The organism is Roseomonas sp. CAU 1739 (genome assembly GCF_039839775.1).
In the GTDB taxonomy this organism is placed as follows: domain Bacteria; phylum Pseudomonadota; class Alphaproteobacteria; order Acetobacterales; family Acetobacteraceae; genus Neoroseomonas.
In genome coordinates, this window is record NZ_JBDOQQ010000005.1 from 69,303 (window position 1) to 84,532 (window position 15,230).

The window sequence follows — 15,230 nt, forward strand, 5'->3', positions numbered from 1 at the left end:
GGATACTCATCGCGCCCGGCGCTCACCGGGCAAGGCCTCTCTCCGGTTCCGACATGGCCAAACCGGACAACGCCCCTCCCATCGTCGCAGCTTCCATGACGCTCGCGCTCGGCCTCATCGCCCTCCTCGCCACCCTTGCCTGGCTCGCCGGCGTCGTCTGGTTCCTCCGCTTCTTTCGCCCCCCTGCCATCGAGGTCCCTGGCCGGGTCACCCTGCTGCTTGCCGTGACCGGCCGCACCGATGGCCTGCCTCCTCTGTTCGCCGCCCTTGCCCGCCAGACGCTGCGCCCGCGCCGCATGCTGGTCGCCATCGAAGCCGAATCCGACCCGGCCCTTGCCCAGGTGCGCGAACTCGAACCCCTGCTGCCCTTCCCCATCGAGATCGTCGTCGCCGGCCTGGACGACACCCGCAGCCAGAAGGCAACCAACATGATCGCCGCGCTGGCGCGCGTGGATGCGGAGGATGACGCGCTGGTCCTGCTGGATGCGGATATCCTGCCGCAGGACCACTGGCTGTCCTGGCTGGCAACGCCCGCGATGAACGGCGCGGCGGATGTCGTTACCGGCTATCGCTGGCACGCGCTGGATGGCGCCGGGCCGGGGCGGCACCTCGTGGCCTGGCTGGACCGCGCGCTGGCTCTCGGGCCGCGCTTCCTGGCCTCGGGGCTGGTCTGGGGCGGGTCGGTGGCGATCTCCCGCGACGCGCTGGCCCGGATGGACCTTCCTGGCGCGCTGGCCAGCACCTTCTCGACCGACGGCGCCATCAGTCGGCGCGCGCGTTCGCTCGGCCTGCGGGTGCTGACCCGCCGCGCCGTGCTGCTGCCGACGCCGCCCGAGGGCGGGGACCGCGAGGCCGTCGCCTTCAAGACCCGGCAATTGCAGATCGTGCATGTCTATGTGCCGTCGCTCTGGGTGTGGCTCGGCGTCGCGCTGCATGCGGAGGCGCTGGCCCTGCCGCTCGCCTTGGTGGGCATGGCGGGCGATGCGCTGGCACTGGCGTTCCTCGCTGCCGTCTCGGCGGTTGGGCTGCTGCGCGCCGCACTGCATGACCGCGTGACGCGCGCCGTCGGCATCCGCGAAGGCAAGGTCGCGCGGGCGCTGCAACTCGCCCTCGGCGCGCTGGCCCCGGTCACCGCCCCGGCCGTCGCGATCCTGTTCTGGACCAGCGCGCGGACGCGGGTGATCCGCTGGCGCCACATCGAATATGAGGTGCTGGGGCCGGACCAGGTGCGCGTGCTGCGCCGCCACACGCCCGGCGCGGCGGCGTGACGCCCGGCATCTGCCCCATCACCGGGGAGCCGGCCGAACTGGTGCAGGAGGTCTCCTCCGCCCTGCTGCGTGGCCTGTGGCGCCGCGCCTTCAAGGTTGATCCCGCCCCGCCGCCGCAGGGTCGCATCGGCATCTACCGCGCCCCCTGCGGCCTGGTGTTCTTCGCCCCGGCCGTAGAAGGCGACGCGGCCTTCTATGAATCGCTCTACCGGCGGCTTGATGCCGGGGGACGCGTGCGCGCGGCGGGCGGCGACCGCGCCGAATACCCCCATGCCGCCGCCCGCATCCGCCCCGGCGACGCGGTGCTGGAGGTCGGCGCCGGGGCCGGTGCCTTCGCCAGCTTCATCCCCGAAGCACGCTATGTTGGGCTGGACCCCAACCCCGGTGCCTATGCGGCGGCGGCTGGCGTGCGCGCCCAAAGCCTCGCCGACCACGCCGCGACGCATGAAGCCACCTACGCCGTCGCCTGCGCCTTCCAGGTCATCGAGCACGTCGCTGAGCCGCTCACCCTCGCGCGCGACATGGTGCGCTGCCTGAAGCCGGGCGGGATGCTGATGCTCGGCGCGCCGACCTGGCCCTCCGCCATGACCGCGATCCCCGATTTCGTCTTCAACGCACCGCCGCATCACCTGTCTTGGTGGCGGGACACCGCGATGACGGCGCTGGCCGACCGCCTCGGCCTGGTGGTGGTGGAGGTCCGCCCGCTCGCACCAGTGGCCGCCCAGCCGCTGATCCACTGGATGGGCCGGCTGTCACCGCTGAAGACCCGCCCCGAAGGCCCGTGGTTCGCGCCGAGGCGGTCCTGGTATGCCGCGCTCGGCCTGTCCTACCTGCTCGGCCGCGCGGCCTCGGCGCTGCTGCCGCTTCCGCGCAACGCCGCGCCGATGTTCGTATTGCTCATCGCCCGCAAGCCTTGACGAAGGCCGCGCCGGCGCCGTTCCTGGCGGCCGGATGCCCGACTCCGCCCTGACCTTCGCCCCGCTCGAAACCGAGCGCTTCCTGCTGCGCCCGCTGCGCAGCACGGATGCCGCCGAACTGCACCGCCTGGTCAATGACTGGGAGGTCGCGAAGACCCTCGCCCGCGTGCCCTTCCCCTATTCGCGCGACCTCGCCGATGAATGGATCGCTTCCACCGCCGAGCGCATCGCCGAGGGCGAGGCCTACCACCTCGCCATCGCGCGGCGTGGCGACGACGTCCTGGTCGGCTGCGTCGGGCTGACGCTGGACCGGGAAGACCGTTTGGCCGAACTCGGCTACTGGATCGGCCGCCGCCACTGGGGGCAGGGGATCGCGCCCGAGGTCGCCGGCCGGCTCGCGCGCTGGGCGCTGGCCAATCTCGACCTCGACCGCATCGTCGCCAGCGCGCTGATCGACAACGCGCGCTCGGCGTCCGTGCTGAAGCGCATCGGCTTCCGCGAGACTGGAACCGGCGCGCAGGACTTCCTGTCCCGCGGCAAGGCGATGCCGGTGCGGCTGTTCGAGGCCGGGCGGGCCGACATGGTGGTGGCCGCGGCCCCGGCCGCCTCCGCGCAAGCGCCCGCACTGCCCGAAGGCACCGGCAAGCGCATCCTGCTGGTCGCGGCGGTCGGGCTGATCGACCCCGACAACCGCGTGCTGCTGGCCCGCCGGCCCGAGGGCAAGCCGCTGGCCGGGCTGTGGGAATTCCCCGGCGGCAAGGTGCATGCCGGCGAGACCCCCGAAGCCGCGCTGATCCGCGAGCTGAAGGAAGAACTCGGCATCGACGTGACCGAGGCCTGCCTCGCCCCCTTCGCCTTCGCTTCCCACGGATACGAATCCTTCCACCTGCTGATGCCGCTGTTTCTGTGCCGGCGCTGGGAAGGACAGGTGACGGCGATGGAAGGACAGGCGCTGGCCTGGGTGCGGCCGCAGCGGTTGGGTGACTACGCGATGCCGCCGGCGGATGTGCCGCTGGTGGCGTTGCTGCGGGATTTTCTGTGATGGCCCGCGCCATGTGATGGACCGAGAGGGGCGCCGCCCCTCTCGGGCTCTCCCCGCCAGGGGCCTGCGGGCCCCTGGACCGCGGTTACCTGGCGCCGGAGCCTGACGGCGGCGTCGCCGACAGGATCGTGGCCATGCCACGATCCAGGAGTGCACATCGCGACCGCGCCCACACCAACCGAGGCCCCCAGCGCGACAGTGCAGGGCGCGAAGGCGGCCCGCCGGCAGTCCGGCGTCTGAGGGCACGCCGAAGCCGATACCAACGGTCGAAGAATTCGGCCGCTGGTATGAGGGATCTACAAAAGCTCAAACAACAGCATCAGGCTGCGCTGGTTCGGCATGTGGTTGTCATCGGCCACGATCGCCACCAGCGTCCGCCCGTCATGCCGCAGCGCAGCCACACCCTCGAAGTTCTCGGCCGGGACGGGATTGCCGTCGATGCGCAGGATCTCCCGCCCATCCAGCACCGCGCCCGGCGTGATCGCGCCGGCGGGGATGCGCACCAGCCGGCCCGAGAAGCCTTCCCACCAGCGAAACCGCCTCTCCAGCACCAGCGCCCCGCCATCCGGCAGCCCGGCGGCATCGACCGGTACGAAGCCCTCCGCGGGGCGGTAGGTCAGTGGCGCCCATCCCCCCGGCCCGCCGACCCACCCCTGGCGCAGCGAAGGGCTGCCTGCCGGTCGCAATTCCTCGGTGATGGCCATCAGCCGCCCATCCGCCAGCAGCGCGAGCGATTCCAACCCGCCATTGCGCGGTGCGTCATCAAGGCCCGGCGGCGCTTCGAAATACGCGCCGGCGCCATCCAGGCGCCGATAGGCGCGGATGCGGTGCCAGCGCTCATAGGCGATCAGCCAGGTGCTGTCCGGGAGTCTTGTCAGCGCCTCCGCATCGCCGGCGAAACCGACCGGCAGCGGCTGCCCACTGCCATCATTCAATGGGCCTGACGCGATCGGCACCAGCCCCGCCGCCAACCCATCCCGCAGCACCAGCCGCGCCTGCGCCCACCGTGTCCGGTCATCGATGAAGGTGGTGAGGAGATCGTCGGCGATATGCAGCCCCGACAATCCACCGGCGCCAAGGCTGGCATTGTCGATATCGAGCCCACCCAGGCTACGCAACGGGCCGTTGAGTGGCAGCGGCGGGATCGCCACGGCCGCACCGCCCGGCGGCGGCGTCGGGGTGCTGTAGAGGCAGCCGGTGGTGGCCAGCGCGGCGCACAAGGCAATGCGGCGGGGGACCGCCTTTTCCTGGCAAGGCGCCTGTCGCCGGTTCATGGATGATGCGGAAATGGTCGGTGATCCCGGCATGGTCGAAGCGCAGCGCGAGGCGGCTTTAGCACCTCCCGCCGATCGGCGCTGCATCCCCGGCCGGCGCCACCGCGCGTGGACAGCACACCGCAATCCAGTAGCCTTCGCGCGGCACCACCCATGCGGGGCGGGCCAAGCGGCTTTGGAAGGAAACGATCATGGCGCTCAGGCGCATGGCGCTGGAAATCGGCATGGGCACCGATATCCGCGGCACCGACTACACCAAGGCCGCGGTACGCGCACTGCGCGACGCGCTGTGGCACAATTCCCTGTCCATCGGCGACGCGGTGAACCAGCCGGTGGACGCCATGCAGGTCGAAATACTGGTCGGCGTGCCGAAGCCAGATCAGGTGGACCCCGCGGAACTCCTCGCCATCCTGCCCCACGGCACGGGTACAGTGACGGTCGTCGAGGGCGGGCTCGAAATCCCCAACGACGCAGGCACCGCCACCACCGTCATCGCCAATTGCTGCGCGATCGTGCGCCTCGATATCCCGGGAGCGCCGTAGCATGGCCCTCAAGCGCATCATCCTGGAGATGGGCACCGGCAACGACCTGCACGGTGGCGACTACACCAAGGCGGCGCTGCGCGCGGTGCAGGACGCGCTGCACCATTCCTCGCTGGCCTTCATCCGCACCCTCGGCCTCGACATCAAGACGATGCAGGTGGAGGTCACGATCGGTGTGCAGCAGCCCGACCGCGTGGATGTCGAGGCTGTGCGGAAGTCGCTGCCCTATGGCGTCGTTACCGCCCGCGCGGTGAAAGGCGGGTTGGATGTGCCGGAGGAGGGCAGCCACGACCGGGCGGTAATCGCGGCGGCGGCGATTGCGGTAAGGTTCGATTTGCCGTGAAGGTTGGAGGGGCTTTGCCCCTCCAAGCCACCCCACCAGGATGCAAGGGCATCCTGGACCGCCGTGACCTGGCGTGGGGCAGGGCTGGTTTTTGAATACCCGAAGGCGTGCCGCGCCCAGCGCCCGAATGATGCTTGGCGCGGTGCACCACACGCGCGCCGCATGAAGGCCGAACCGCCGCGCATAGTGCCAAGTTCCGGCGGTCCAGGGTGCCCTTGCACCCTGGCGGGGTGAGGTTCGGAGAGGGGCGGCGCCCCTCTCCGACACACATCACACCAGCACCGGCCCCCGCTCGGCCGCCGCCCGCTGCCAGGCCTCCGCCGCATCCTCATCGAACAGCTCGGCCAGCTTCTTCATCATCGTCCCGCCGAGTTCCTCGGCATCCACGATGGTCACCGCGCGGCGGTAATACCGCGTCACGTCATGCCCGATGCCGATGGCGATCAGCTCGACCTGGTTCCGCCCCTCGATCTCGTGGATCACCTTGCGCAGGTGGCGTTCCAGGTAGTTGCCCGGGTTCACCGACAGTGTGGAATCATCGACTGGCGCGCCGTCGGAGATCACCATCAGGATGCGCCGATGCTCGGGCCGCGGCAGCAGCCGCTTGTAGGCCCATTCCAGCGCCTCGCCGTCGATGTTCTCCTTGAGCAGCCCCTCGCGCAGCATCAGGCCGAGATTCTTGCGCGCGCGCCGCCACGGCGCATCGGCGGCCTTGTAGACGACGTGGCGCAGGTCGTTCAGGCGCCCGGGATTGCGCGGCTTGCCTTCCTGCACCCAGCGTTCACGGGATTGGCCACCCTTCCAGGCACGCGTGGTGAAGCCAAGGATCTCGGTCTTCACCGAGCAGCGTTCCAGCGTGCGCGCCAGGATGTCGCAGCACATGGCGGCGACGGTGATCGGCCGCCCGCGCATCGACCCGGAATTGTCGATCAGCAGGGACACAACGGTGTCGCGGAAATCGGTGTCGCGCTCATGCTTGTAGGACAGCGCGTGCATCGGGTTGGTCACCACGCGGGTCAGCCGCGCGGCGTCCAGGATGCCTTCCTCGAGGTCGAATTCCCAGGCGCGCTGCTGCTGTGCGAGCAGCCGGCGCTGCAACCGGTTCGCCAACTTCGAGACAACGCCCTGCAGATGCGACAGCTGCTGATCAAGCTGCTGGCGCAACCGGTTCAGCTCATCCGGGTCGCACAGATCCTCGGCCGAGACGATCTCGTCGAACTGGCCGGTGAAGGCGTGGTAGCGCGTGGTGTCGTCAACCTGCGGGACTTCGCGGCGTTGCTGCGGGCCACCGGGCTTGTCGTCGCCGTCGGCGGCGGCGCCATCCTCCTCGGTCTCCTCGCCTTCCTCCTCCGCGGCCTCGCCCTGCATCTGCTCGGGCTGGGCGCCGAGCATCTGTTCTTCCTGCTCGGATTGCGACTGGCCCTCGCCGGACTGGTCCTGCTGGGGGCTGCTCTCGCCGCCTTCCTCGCCTTCCTCGTCCTGCTGCTCGGATTCCGCTTCCACCTCGGCTTCCGCCAGGTCGAGCGCGGTCAGCAGCTTGCGCGCGGCCTTGGCGAAAGCGGTCTGGTCCTCGGCGCTGGTGGCCATCTCGGCCAGCGCCTCATCGGCCTTCTCGCCCAGCGTATCGCGCCACAGGTCGAGCACGCGATGCGCGATCTCGGGCGCCGGTTCACCGGACAGCCTTTCCCGCGCCAGCAGGGCCAGTGCCGCGGGCAGCGGCATCTGGTCCTTCCGCGTCATGCGGTCATAGCCCTCGGCCTCGCATTCCTCGGCGAGCTTGGCGCGGAGGTTGGAGGCCACGCCGGCCATGTGCTTCGAGCCCACCGTCTCGACGCGCACCTGCTCCAGCGCGTCGAACACCTCGCGCGCCTCGCGTCGGCCGGGAATGCGGCTCGCATGCAGGGATTCGTCGTGGTGGCGCAGGCGAAGTGCTGCGGCATCGGCCGCACCGCGCAGCTTCGCCATCTCGGCCGCCGGCAGCGCGCGCGTCGGCAGCGGCAGGCGCACCCGCTTGCCCGCGACGCCGGAGGGGCCGGGCTGGAAGGCCACCTGCACCTCGGGGTCGGCATGCGCGATGGCGCGCAGCGCACCGGCCGTCGCGCGCTTGAATTCTTCCTGACGGGTCAGGTCCTGCTTGCCGCTCATGCGGGCGCCTTCATGGCAAGGGCGCGCTGGCGCGCCGGGCGGGCATCGATCGCCCCGATATAGCGTGCGAGAACCGGCGAGGGCTGGATCATGCCGAACATCGCCATGTAGGCGAGCAGCCCACCGACCGTGAGGTCCGCCACGGTGAAGCGGTTGCCGACCAGCCAATCCTTGCCGTCCAGCGCCGCCTCGATCCGTGCCAGGACCGTCGACAGGTCGGGCCAGCCCAGCGCCATCGGCGGTGCGGGCTTTGCTCGAGGGAAGGCGCGGTCGGCCATGGCTGGTTCGGCCACGCCCGGCCCATAGGCCATCCAGAACTGCCAGGCGGCACGTTCCGGCGTGCCGATCGCGGGTGCCAGCCCGGCCGCGGGGAGCAGGTCGGCGACATACGCCGCGATGGCGACCGCTTCCGTCACCACCACGTTCCACGACCCATCCGGCCCGCGATCGACCAGCGCCGGCAGCTTGCCCGCCGGATTCACCGCCAGGAAGCCCGGCGCCTTGTGCGTGCCGGCCTCAAGATCGTGCCACTGCACCTCATAGGGCGCAGCGGCTTCCTCGAGCAGCCAGAGGCTGCCCATGGAACGCGACTTCGGGGAATGGTGCAGGAGGAAGCGCGACGCCATGCCTCACCCCGCCTTGCGCATCAGCCCCGTCGAGACTTCCTCGTTGAAGCAGCGCTGGTAGTACTCGGCGACGGTGGACCGCTCCGCCTCGTCGCACTTGTTGAGGAAGGTCAGCCGGAAGGCGAAGCCGATATCGCCGAAGATGCGCGCATTGTCGGCCCAGGTGATGACCGTGCGCGGCGACATGACGGTGGAGATGTCACCGGCGATGAAGCCGGCGCGGGTCAGGTCGGCCAGGGCCACCATCGCCTCGACCTGCTTCTTCATCTTCGGGTCGCCCTCGGCGCCCATCTTCGCCAGCACGATCTCGGTTTCCTGCTTGTGCGGCAGGTAGTTCAGCGTGGCGACGATCGACCAGCGGTCCATCTGGCCCTGATTGATCTGCTGGGTGCCGTGGTACAGGCCCGTGGTGTCGCCCAGGCCGACCGTGTTCGCCGTGGAGAACAGGCGGAAATACGGGTTCGGCCGGATCACCTTGTTCTGGTCGAGCAGCGTCAGCTTGCCCTCGACCTCCAGCACGCGCTGGATCACGAACATCACGTCCGGGCGGCCGGCATCGTACTCGTCGAAGACCAGCGCGCAGGGGTGCTGCAGCGCCCAGGGCAGGATGCCTTCGCGGAATTCCGTGACCTGCTTGCCGTCCTTGAGGACGATCGCGTCCTTGCCGATCAGGTCGATGCGCGAGATGTGGCTGTCGAGGTTCACGCGGATGCAGGGCCAGTTCAACCGCGCGGCAACCTGCTCGATGTGGGTCGACTTGCCGGTGCCGTGGTAGCCCTGGATCATCACGCGTCGGTTGAAGGCGAAGCCCGCGAGGATGGCGAGCGTCGTCTCCTTGTCGAAGCGATAGGTGGTGTCGATCTCCGGCACATGCTCGGTGCGGACCGAAAAGGCCGGCACATCCATGTCGATATCGACGCCGAAGGCCTCGCGCGCCTTCACCGTGATGTCGGGCGCCTCGATGGCCGAGGTCGGGCGAATTTCGGAAATCTGGGCAACCTTGTTCATCGCAAGTCCGGTTCCGTGACGGTCAAGGGTCATACTAGGCGTGTCGCGGCGCCCCGGCTACCCGGCGGCAGCGGCTTCCGGCTGGGCGGCGGTGTCCGCGCGGGCGGGAACCCGGCGCTTGAGCAGGCTATACGCCTGATTGATGTCCTTCAGCTTTTCTTCCGCGCTGCGGTCCCCGCCTGTCGCATCGGGGTGGTGGCGCTTCGCCAGGTCCTTGTAGCGGCTGCGCAGGCCAACCTGGTCGACCGGCCATACCAGGCCCAGCAGGTCGAGTGCCGCGCGCAGTTCGGGCGGTGGCTGGTTCTCCTCGCGCGGGCGGCGGCGGGGCGTGGGCGCCTCCTGCCCCAGCACCGAGAAGGGGTCGCGCAGCAATTCCGGATCGAACCGCCCCGCGCCGCCGAGCCGGCCGAGCGGCCAGGACGGACGCTGCCAGGAGGTGTCGGCGCGCAGCGCCTGCTCGATCTCGCTTGGACCCATGCCTTTGTAGTAATCCCAGGCGGCGTTGTAGGCGCGCACATGGGGCAGGCAGAACCACACGAATTCACGCAGCGTGCGGTCGCGCGGCGCGCGGAACACGCCGGGTTCGGCGCAGCCGGGATGCTCGCAGCGGCGTGCGTTCGCGCCGTCGTCCGCTGGGTCCGGCGCGCTCTTCCTGCCAGATCGGGGCATCCGACCGTTATGGGTAGACATGGCGCATCCCGCAAGCCGCCGTTTCCCCTTGGCAGCGCGCATCAGGGGCGGGACAAACGCGCATCATGACCAGTCGCGCAGACCGCATCCGCACCGCCCTCGAAACCGCCTTCGCGCCCGCGCGCGTCACGGTTGCCGACGACAGCCACCGCCATGCCGGCCATGCCGGCGCCAGGCCGGAAGGCGAAACTCATTACACTGTCGCGGTGATCTCACCAACCTTTGCCGGCCAATCCCGCGTCGCCCGTTCCCGCGCCGTCCACGCGGCGGTCGCCGCGGAATTCGGCACCGGGCTGCATGCGCTGTCGCTGCAGCTGGCCACGCCGGAGGAGGCTTCCGCCCGCTGATGGCGCCGCCGGGTCCAACCATCCTCTTCGAGGACCCTGAACTGCGGGTCGTCCACCGTCCGGGCGGCTCGGACTTTACCCTCGTCACCTTTTCCGACCTGACCTACAGCGGCTCCGGGACGGATTTCTGGGGGCGCGAGGTGGTCGAGACGCTCGACCTCGATGCGGTCGGCTTCGTCGCCAAGCGGCAGAACTGGTTTCCCGAGGCCTCGGTCGAGGCGGCCGCCGATGCCGTCCGCGCCGTGCTCAAGCCGCGCAGCCTCGCCTATGGCTTCAGCATGGGTGCGCATGGGGCGCTGCGGCATGGCGGCCGGATCGGCGTGCAGTCCTGCCTGGCGGTGGCGCCGCAGATCACCATCGCGCCGGCGGAAACGCCCTGGGATCCGCGCTACCATGGCTTCCATCGCCCGGCCCTGCATGCCGGCATGCGGGTCGGCGCCCAGCACCTCGCACCCTTCGTCGCCATCCTCGCCGACCCCTATGATGCGCCCGACTGGCAGCACGCCAGCCTGGTCGCGGCTGCCGGTAAGGTGGAACTGATCCGCACCCCGCTGCTGAGCCATGCGGCGATCTGGTTGCTGGTCGGCAGCGAACCCTTCGGTGCCGTGCTCGGCCCGGCCCTGGCCGGCGATGCGGCCGCCTTGCGGGCCGAATTGCGGCGCCGCCGCGGCCTGTCCGGCCACTGGTTCCGGCTGATGGGCCGCGCCGCCTTTCGCCGCGGTCACGAGCGTCTCGCGGAAGCATTGTGGTCACGCGGCCAGGCGATCGGCATGCCCGGCGCCACCATCGGCGCCGAACGCGCCGATGCGCTGGGCGACCGGATCGAGACGCTGATCGCCCGCGGCCGGCGCGGCGAAGCGATCGAGGCCTGCGCCGCGCTGGAACGGCTCGCCCCCCGCGCGCCCGGGCTGGTTGGCCGGGCCGCCCATCTGCTGCTTGCCGCAGGGTCCCCGGCGGACGCAGAGCCGGTGTTCCGCCGGGCCATTGCCTTGCAGCCGAACGGCGCCGACCTGCATCGTGGGCTCAGCCTGGCCCTGTGCGACCTGGGCCGCCCGGCCGAGGCCCTGGCGGTGGCCCGTGCCGGCCATGCCGTCCAACCCGGCGACGTCGACCTCGCCACGCATCTTGGCCATCTGCTCAATGCCGGCGGCCCGACCAACGGGGCCGAGGCGGAGCGCGCGTTCCGCGCCGCCCTGGCCCGGCATCCGAGCAGCGGGCGGGCGCTGTTCGGCCTGAGCAGCGTGGTCGCGGCGCGCGGTGAGCGGCAGCAGGCGCTCGCCCTGGCGCAACGCGCCGCGGCGCGCCTGCCCGGCGATATCGCCGTGCTTGCCTGGCTGGCCCGCGTGCTGCTGGACAACGGCAACACGGAACGGGCGGAGCAGCTGTTCCGGCGCGTCCTGCGGACGGTGCCGCACGGGGTGGACGGCTTCCTGGGCCTGGCCGACACGCTGCACGCCACAGGGCGGCGGGACGAGGCGGTGGCGCTGCTGGAACGCGGCCTGGCACGGCTGCCCGGCGAGCCGTCCCTGGCGGAGCGCCGGCTGACCTTCATCGCCCAGCGCCCGGCCCCGCCACCGCCACCGCCGCCGAAGCGCCGGAAGCCGTGGCTGCGCCGGATGTTCGGGTGGCTGCGCCTGGGGCGAAGCAGCAGCGTCGCGGTGCCGGTGACCGGACGGCTGCGCGCGGCGGTCACGCTGCTGCGGCGACGCCTGCGCCTTCAGTAGCCGAAGGGCAGCCGCAGCCGCGCCCCGGCGGCGGGTTGGCGCAGCAGACGGTCTTCGCGCGACTGCAGGCTGGCGCCGTCGCGCGACGTGCCGATCTGCGGCGAGGCCGGGTCGATCAGCGCCGGGTTGAGCTGTGGTGCCCCGCGCTGCGCCGACCGCTGGGCCGGGGCTTCCAGGTCATTGTTGGGCACAGGGGCCGGATCCCCACGGCTGATCCGCGGCGGCGGTTCGGGCGGGGGCGGCGGTGTGGCGGCGCGGCGCGGCCTTGCGCGCGGGCGCGGCGGCGCAGATGGGGTGGCCGGGGGGGCGGCCGAGGCGGTGGCAGCCTCCGGCGCCTGCTGCGCCATCGACGGGCGTGTCAGCACCAGGATGGCGGCGGCGAGGATGTTCCGCCGCGTGGTCATGCCGCACCGCCCGGCAAGGGGCGCATCCCGCGCGCATCCTCGGGCGGGTTCAGCACGACGCGATCGGTCGGGCCGGCCCGCCAGGCCTTCAGGGCCCAGCGCACGGATGGAAAGGCGATCTCGTCCCATGGGATGTCATCCCAGGCGAAACGCCGCACCTCCAGGCTCTCGGGGCCGGCTTCGAAGCCCGGTTCCTCAAGCCTGGCGCGAAAGATGACCTGCACCTGGCCGAGCCTCGCGATGGAATAGACCGCGAGGATGCCGTCGAGCGCGATGCGGGCGCGGGCTTCCTCCCAGGCTTCGCGACGGGCGCCTTCCTCGACCGTCTCGCCCATTTCCATGTAGCCGGCCGGGATGGTCCAGAAGCCCGAGCGCGGTTCGATGGCGCGGCGGCACAGCAGCACGGTGTCGCCCTCGGCGACGATCGAGCCGACGACGACCTTCGGGTTCTCATAGGCGACATGACCGCAATCCGGGCAGGTCAGACGCTCGCGGTCGTCGCCTTCGGGGATGCGCCGGACGAAACGGGACATGGGTGAATCATGGTGGCGGCCCCCCGGGCTATGCAAGCGGGGGTTGCGGCGCCGAGCCCGAAAACGGTGCCGGCGTGGCTTTTCAGACTCTCAGGTCGAGCAAGGATCCGCGGGGCAGGGGCGTGCCGGTGGGCGCCGCGCTGCCGACAGGCGGCGCGCTTTGCAGCACGCGTTGCGCGGGTACGGATGCATTGCGCGACGCATCGGTGCGCTCCGTCCCGCGCACCGGCTGGATGCCGGCGTTGCGGCTGACTTCCTGGGTGAAGGCCGACAGGGCGTTGAGGCTGAGCATGGACAGCATTGTCCAACCAAGCCGTGAAGAATGGCTTAATCGCTGCCAGCGGCGCTCAAGGGGGCGGCGGCGATCGACGGGGCGGATGGGGGCGATGCGCATGGCAGGACCCTGCGCCGCGATGCCGTTAACCTTCCAGCAACCAATGCGTGCATCTGCCTCGAGCGACCCATGGCATGGGCCGCTGGCGTGTTTGCCGGGCCCAGGGCGCTGGCGCCGTCGTGCGGCGGCTGGTCCGGGCACGATCGCGCCCGGACCGGGGCAGGGCCTCGGGCCGGAGAGTCCGCCGCGACCGCGTCGGTCACTTGTCCGCGAGCGCGGCCACCCCCGGCAGCGTCTTGCCTTCCAGCCATTCCAGGAAGGCCCCGCCGGCGGTCGAGATGTAGGTCATGCGATCCGAGACGCCCGCATGGCGCAGAGCCGCCACCGTGTCGCCGCCGCCACCGATCGACTTCAGCGCACCGGATTGGGTCAGCGCGGCGACGATCTGCGCCACCGCCACCGTCGCGGTGTCGAAGGGCGGTGTCTCGAAGGCGCCGAGCGGGCCGTTCCACACCAGGGTGGAGGCGCCGCGCAGGCGCTGCTCGATCGCATCTTCCGACTTCGGGCCGACATCGAGCGCCATCCAGCCCGCCGGCACGCCATCGACATCCACCGTGCGCGTCGGCGTGTTGGCGGCGAAGTGTTCGGCCACCACCAGGTCAACCGGCAGTAGGATCTCGCAATTCGCGGCCTGCGCACCGTCCAGGATGGCCCGCGCAGTGTCGTGCATCTCGGCTTCCTGCAGGGACTTGCCGACATCGTGCCCCTGCGCGGCGAGGAAGGTGTTCGCCATCGCGCCGCCGATGACCAGCACATCGACCTTCTTCGTCAGGTTGCCCAGCAGGTCGAGCTTGGTCGATACCTTCGCACCGCCGACGATCGCGACCACCGGCCGCGCCGGATTGCCGAGCGCGGCATCGAGCGCCTTGAGTTCCGCTTCCATTAGCCGTCCGGCATAGGCGGGCACCAGATGCGCCACGCCTTCGGTCGAGGCATGGGCGCGGTGCGCGGCGGAAAAGGCATCGTTCACGAATGCATCGGCGAGCTTCGCCAGCGCCGTCGCCATGGCCGGGTCGTTCTTCTCCTCCTCCGCATGGTAGCGGGTGTTCTCCAGCAGCAGGATGTCGCCATCGGCCAGCGCCGAGACGGCGGCCTCGGCTTCCGGCCCGATGCAGTCATCGGCCCAGGCGACCGGCCGCTTCAGCGCGGTGGACAACGCCTCCTGCAACGGCTTGAGCGACATCTCGGGCACCCGCCGGCCCTTGGGGCGGTCGAAATGGCTGCAGATGATGACGCGCGCGCCGGCATTGGCGAGTTCCGCGATGGTCGGGCACAGCCGTTCGATCCGCGTGCGGTCGGTGATCGCGCCGTCGCGCACCGGCACATTCAGGTCGGCCCGCAGCAGCACGCGCTTGCCGCGGGCTTCCAGTGCGTCGATCGTTCGGTAGGACATGCGCGTCGAATTTCCCGGCGAGGAGGGTGGACATGATCCGCTGGCGAGCGGCGTTCGTGCTGACGCGAGTCCTGGCAGCGGTGCCAGTCGCGGCATCTGTGCCGGTCCTAGCATCGGCGCAGGAGGCCTTCCAGTTGCCCTCGGGCAACATCCACTGCGCCGCCTTCGACGGCGTGCTGCGCTGCGACGTGCTGCAATCGACCTTCCGGCGTCCGCCCCGGCCGCGCGACTGCGAGCAGGATTTCGGCGATTCCGTCGAACTCGGGTCACGCGGCCCGGCGCGGATGGTCTGCCACGGCGATACCGTGGCCGACCCGAAGGCGCTGGTGCTCGGATACGGTCGTGCCTGGCAGGGGCGCGGCCTGTCGTGCACGGCCAGCCAGGCCGGGCTGCGCTGCGTGAATGCGGAGGGACGCGGCTTCGAGATGTCGCGGGCGGCGTTGCGGCTGTTCTGACCCGCGGCGACGACGGACCATCGCCGAAGACCGGCCGCCGCGGCGGTATCGGGTCGCGGCCAAGGCCTGCGCGCAACGAAGGCCGATCGCGCCGGGCCTGGCCATGATCGGCGTTTGATCGCAAT

The 15,230-nt window shown here is 70.8% G+C and carries 17 protein-coding genes; 8 read left to right on the forward strand and 9 right to left on the reverse strand.

All coding sequences use genetic code 11. From position 1 onward, the window contains the following. The first annotated feature begins 95 nt into the window (after positions 1 to 95). Genes AAFN86_RS10490 through AAFN86_RS10500 form a run of 3 tightly spaced genes read left to right on the forward strand, consistent with a single transcriptional unit; the run spans position 96 to position 3,227 of the window. Positions 96 to 1,268 carry a glycosyltransferase gene (locus AAFN86_RS10490; protein WP_347543259.1) on the forward strand — a complete coding sequence of 391 codons (1,173 nt, stop codon included), beginning with the start codon at positions 96 to 98 and terminating at the stop codon, positions 1,266 to 1,268. After that, complete coding sequence (locus AAFN86_RS10495) at positions 1,265 to 2,185, forward strand: class I SAM-dependent methyltransferase (RefSeq protein ID WP_347543260.1); 921 nt, start codon at positions 1,265 to 1,267, stop codon at positions 2,183 to 2,185. The genes AAFN86_RS10490 and AAFN86_RS10495 overlap by 4 nt, the downstream gene beginning before the upstream one ends. A 34-nt stretch (positions 2,186 to 2,219) precedes the next feature. Continuing rightward, the gene (locus AAFN86_RS10500; RefSeq protein ID WP_347543261.1) at positions 2,220 to 3,227 is read left to right on the forward strand and encodes a bifunctional GNAT family N-acetyltransferase/(deoxy)nucleoside triphosphate pyrophosphohydrolase; all 1,008 of its coding nucleotides are present in this window, start codon (positions 2,220 to 2,222) and stop codon (positions 3,225 to 3,227) included. A 296-nt stretch (positions 3,228 to 3,523) separates the two neighbouring features. Here AAFN86_RS10500 and AAFN86_RS10505 read toward each other — a convergent pair whose 3' ends face one another. After that, on the reverse strand, positions 3,524 to 4,501 hold the full coding sequence (locus tag AAFN86_RS10505; RefSeq protein ID WP_347543262.1) for an esterase-like activity of phytase family protein: 978 nt from the start codon (positions 4,499 to 4,501) through the stop codon (positions 3,524 to 3,526). 191 nt (positions 4,502 to 4,692) lie between these two features. On the opposite strand from AAFN86_RS10505, the gene AAFN86_RS10510 reads away from it, so the two are divergent. Beyond that, positions 4,693 to 5,043 (forward strand): Lin0512 family protein, encoded by a 351-nt coding sequence (locus AAFN86_RS10510; RefSeq protein WP_347543263.1) that lies wholly within the window; start codon positions 4,693 to 4,695, stop codon positions 5,041 to 5,043. A 1-nt stretch (position 5,044) separates the two neighbouring features. Then, positions 5,045 to 5,386 (forward strand): Lin0512 family protein, encoded by a 342-nt coding sequence (locus tag AAFN86_RS10515; protein ID WP_347543264.1) that lies wholly within the window; start codon positions 5,045 to 5,047, stop codon positions 5,384 to 5,386. A gap of 270 nt (positions 5,387 to 5,656) precedes the next feature. Here the strand turns inward: AAFN86_RS10515 and cobT are convergent, their stop codons facing one another. From cobT to AAFN86_RS10535, 4 genes are read right to left on the reverse strand one after another with little or no spacing between them, the layout of a single operon-like run. Further along, a complete protein-coding gene (cobT, locus tag AAFN86_RS10520; protein WP_347543265.1) occupies positions 5,657 to 7,531 on the reverse strand; it encodes a cobaltochelatase subunit CobT in 1,875 nt (624 codons plus the stop codon). Next, positions 7,528 to 8,157 carry a glutathione S-transferase family protein gene (locus AAFN86_RS10525; RefSeq protein ID WP_347543266.1) on the reverse strand — a complete coding sequence of 210 codons (630 nt, stop codon included), beginning with the start codon at positions 8,155 to 8,157 and terminating at the stop codon, positions 7,528 to 7,530. Before AAFN86_RS10525 ends, cobT begins: the two co-directional genes overlap by 4 nt. A gap of 3 nt (positions 8,158 to 8,160) precedes the next feature. Beyond that, a complete protein-coding gene (gene cobS, locus AAFN86_RS10530) occupies positions 8,161 to 9,165 on the reverse strand; it encodes a cobaltochelatase subunit CobS (protein WP_347543267.1) in 1,005 nt (334 codons plus the stop codon). Between the two features lie 57 nt (positions 9,166 to 9,222). Beyond that, on the reverse strand, positions 9,223 to 9,741 hold the full coding sequence (locus AAFN86_RS10535) for a J domain-containing protein (RefSeq protein ID WP_347543268.1): 519 nt from the start codon (positions 9,739 to 9,741) through the stop codon (positions 9,223 to 9,225). Between the two features lie 179 nt (positions 9,742 to 9,920). On the opposite strand from AAFN86_RS10535, the gene AAFN86_RS10540 reads away from it, so the two are divergent. Both AAFN86_RS10540 and AAFN86_RS10545 read left to right on the forward strand, forming a co-directional pair. Further along, on the forward strand, positions 9,921 to 10,202 hold the full coding sequence (locus tag AAFN86_RS10540; RefSeq protein WP_347543269.1) for a BolA family protein: 282 nt from the start codon (positions 9,921 to 9,923) through the stop codon (positions 10,200 to 10,202). Further along, a complete protein-coding gene (locus AAFN86_RS10545; RefSeq protein WP_347543270.1) occupies positions 10,202 to 11,926 on the forward strand; it encodes a tetratricopeptide repeat protein in 1,725 nt (574 codons plus the stop codon). Before AAFN86_RS10540 ends, AAFN86_RS10545 begins: the two co-directional genes overlap by 1 nt. Here AAFN86_RS10545 and AAFN86_RS10550 read toward each other — a convergent pair. The 4 genes from AAFN86_RS10550 to AAFN86_RS10565 all read right to left on the reverse strand — a co-directional run bounded on the left by AAFN86_RS10550 (position 11,920) and on the right by AAFN86_RS10565 (position 14,650). Continuing rightward, on the reverse strand, positions 11,920 to 12,330 hold the full coding sequence (locus AAFN86_RS10550; RefSeq protein ID WP_347543271.1) for a hypothetical protein: 411 nt from the start codon (positions 12,328 to 12,330) through the stop codon (positions 11,920 to 11,922). The two genes, AAFN86_RS10545 and AAFN86_RS10550, sit on opposite strands and share 7 nt — an antisense overlap. Beyond that, positions 12,327 to 12,863 (reverse strand): NUDIX hydrolase, encoded by a 537-nt coding sequence (locus tag AAFN86_RS10555; RefSeq protein WP_347543272.1) that lies wholly within the window; start codon positions 12,861 to 12,863, stop codon positions 12,327 to 12,329. Before AAFN86_RS10555 ends, AAFN86_RS10550 begins: the two co-directional genes overlap by 4 nt. 82 nt (positions 12,864 to 12,945) lie before the next feature. Continuing rightward, positions 12,946 to 13,155, reverse strand: coding sequence for a hypothetical protein (locus AAFN86_RS10560; RefSeq protein WP_347543273.1), 210 nt, complete (start codon positions 13,153 to 13,155; stop codon positions 12,946 to 12,948). A gap of 301 nt (positions 13,156 to 13,456) precedes the next feature. Beyond that, positions 13,457 to 14,650 (reverse strand): phosphoglycerate kinase, encoded by a 1,194-nt coding sequence (locus tag AAFN86_RS10565; protein ID WP_347543274.1) that lies wholly within the window; start codon positions 14,648 to 14,650, stop codon positions 13,457 to 13,459. Positions 14,651 to 14,682: 32 nt separating this feature from the next. On the opposite strand from AAFN86_RS10565, the gene AAFN86_RS10570 reads away from it, so the two are divergent. Continuing rightward, a complete protein-coding gene (locus AAFN86_RS10570) occupies positions 14,683 to 15,105 on the forward strand; it encodes a DUF6636 domain-containing protein (protein ID WP_347543275.1) in 423 nt (140 codons plus the stop codon). Positions 15,106 to 15,230 lie beyond the last annotated feature (125 nt).

Bases quoted from the DNA above. Each gene is read 5' to 3' on its own strand.
- AAFN86_RS10490 (WP_347543259.1), top strand. From the start codon at position 96: ATGACGCTCGCGCTCGGCCTCATCGCCCTCCTCGCCACCCTTGCCTGG.
- AAFN86_RS10500 (WP_347543261.1), top strand. From the start codon at position 2,220: ATGCCCGACTCCGCCCTGACCTTCGCCCCGCTCGAAACCGAGCGCTTC.
- AAFN86_RS10505 (WP_347543262.1), bottom strand. From the start codon at position 4,501: ATGAACCGGCGACAGGCGCCTTGCCAGGAAAAGGCGGTCCCCCGCCGC.
- AAFN86_RS10510 (WP_347543263.1), top strand. From the start codon at position 4,693: ATGGCGCTCAGGCGCATGGCGCTGGAAATCGGCATGGGCACCGATATC.
- AAFN86_RS10515 (WP_347543264.1), top strand. From the start codon at position 5,045: ATGGCCCTCAAGCGCATCATCCTGGAGATGGGCACCGGCAACGACCTG.
- cobT (WP_347543265.1), bottom strand. From the start codon at position 7,531: ATGAGCGGCAAGCAGGACCTGACCCGTCAGGAAGAATTCAAGCGCGCG.
- AAFN86_RS10525 (WP_347543266.1), bottom strand. From the start codon at position 8,157: ATGGCGTCGCGCTTCCTCCTGCACCATTCCCCGAAGTCGCGTTCCATG.
- cobS (WP_347543267.1), bottom strand. From the start codon at position 9,165: ATGAACAAGGTTGCCCAGATTTCCGAAATTCGCCCGACCTCGGCCATC.
- AAFN86_RS10540 (WP_347543269.1), top strand. From the start codon at position 9,921: ATGACCAGTCGCGCAGACCGCATCCGCACCGCCCTCGAAACCGCCTTC.
- AAFN86_RS10545 (WP_347543270.1), top strand. From the start codon at position 10,202: ATGGCGCCGCCGGGTCCAACCATCCTCTTCGAGGACCCTGAACTGCGG.
- AAFN86_RS10550 (WP_347543271.1), bottom strand. From the start codon at position 12,330: ATGACCACGCGGCGGAACATCCTCGCCGCCGCCATCCTGGTGCTGACA.
- AAFN86_RS10555 (WP_347543272.1), bottom strand. From the start codon at position 12,863: ATGTCCCGTTTCGTCCGGCGCATCCCCGAAGGCGACGACCGCGAGCGT.
- AAFN86_RS10560 (WP_347543273.1), bottom strand. From the start codon at position 13,155: ATGCTCAGCCTCAACGCCCTGTCGGCCTTCACCCAGGAAGTCAGCCGC.
- AAFN86_RS10565 (WP_347543274.1), bottom strand. From the start codon at position 14,650: ATGTCCTACCGAACGATCGACGCACTGGAAGCCCGCGGCAAGCGCGTG.
- AAFN86_RS10570 (WP_347543275.1), top strand. From the start codon at position 14,683: ATGATCCGCTGGCGAGCGGCGTTCGTGCTGACGCGAGTCCTGGCAGCG.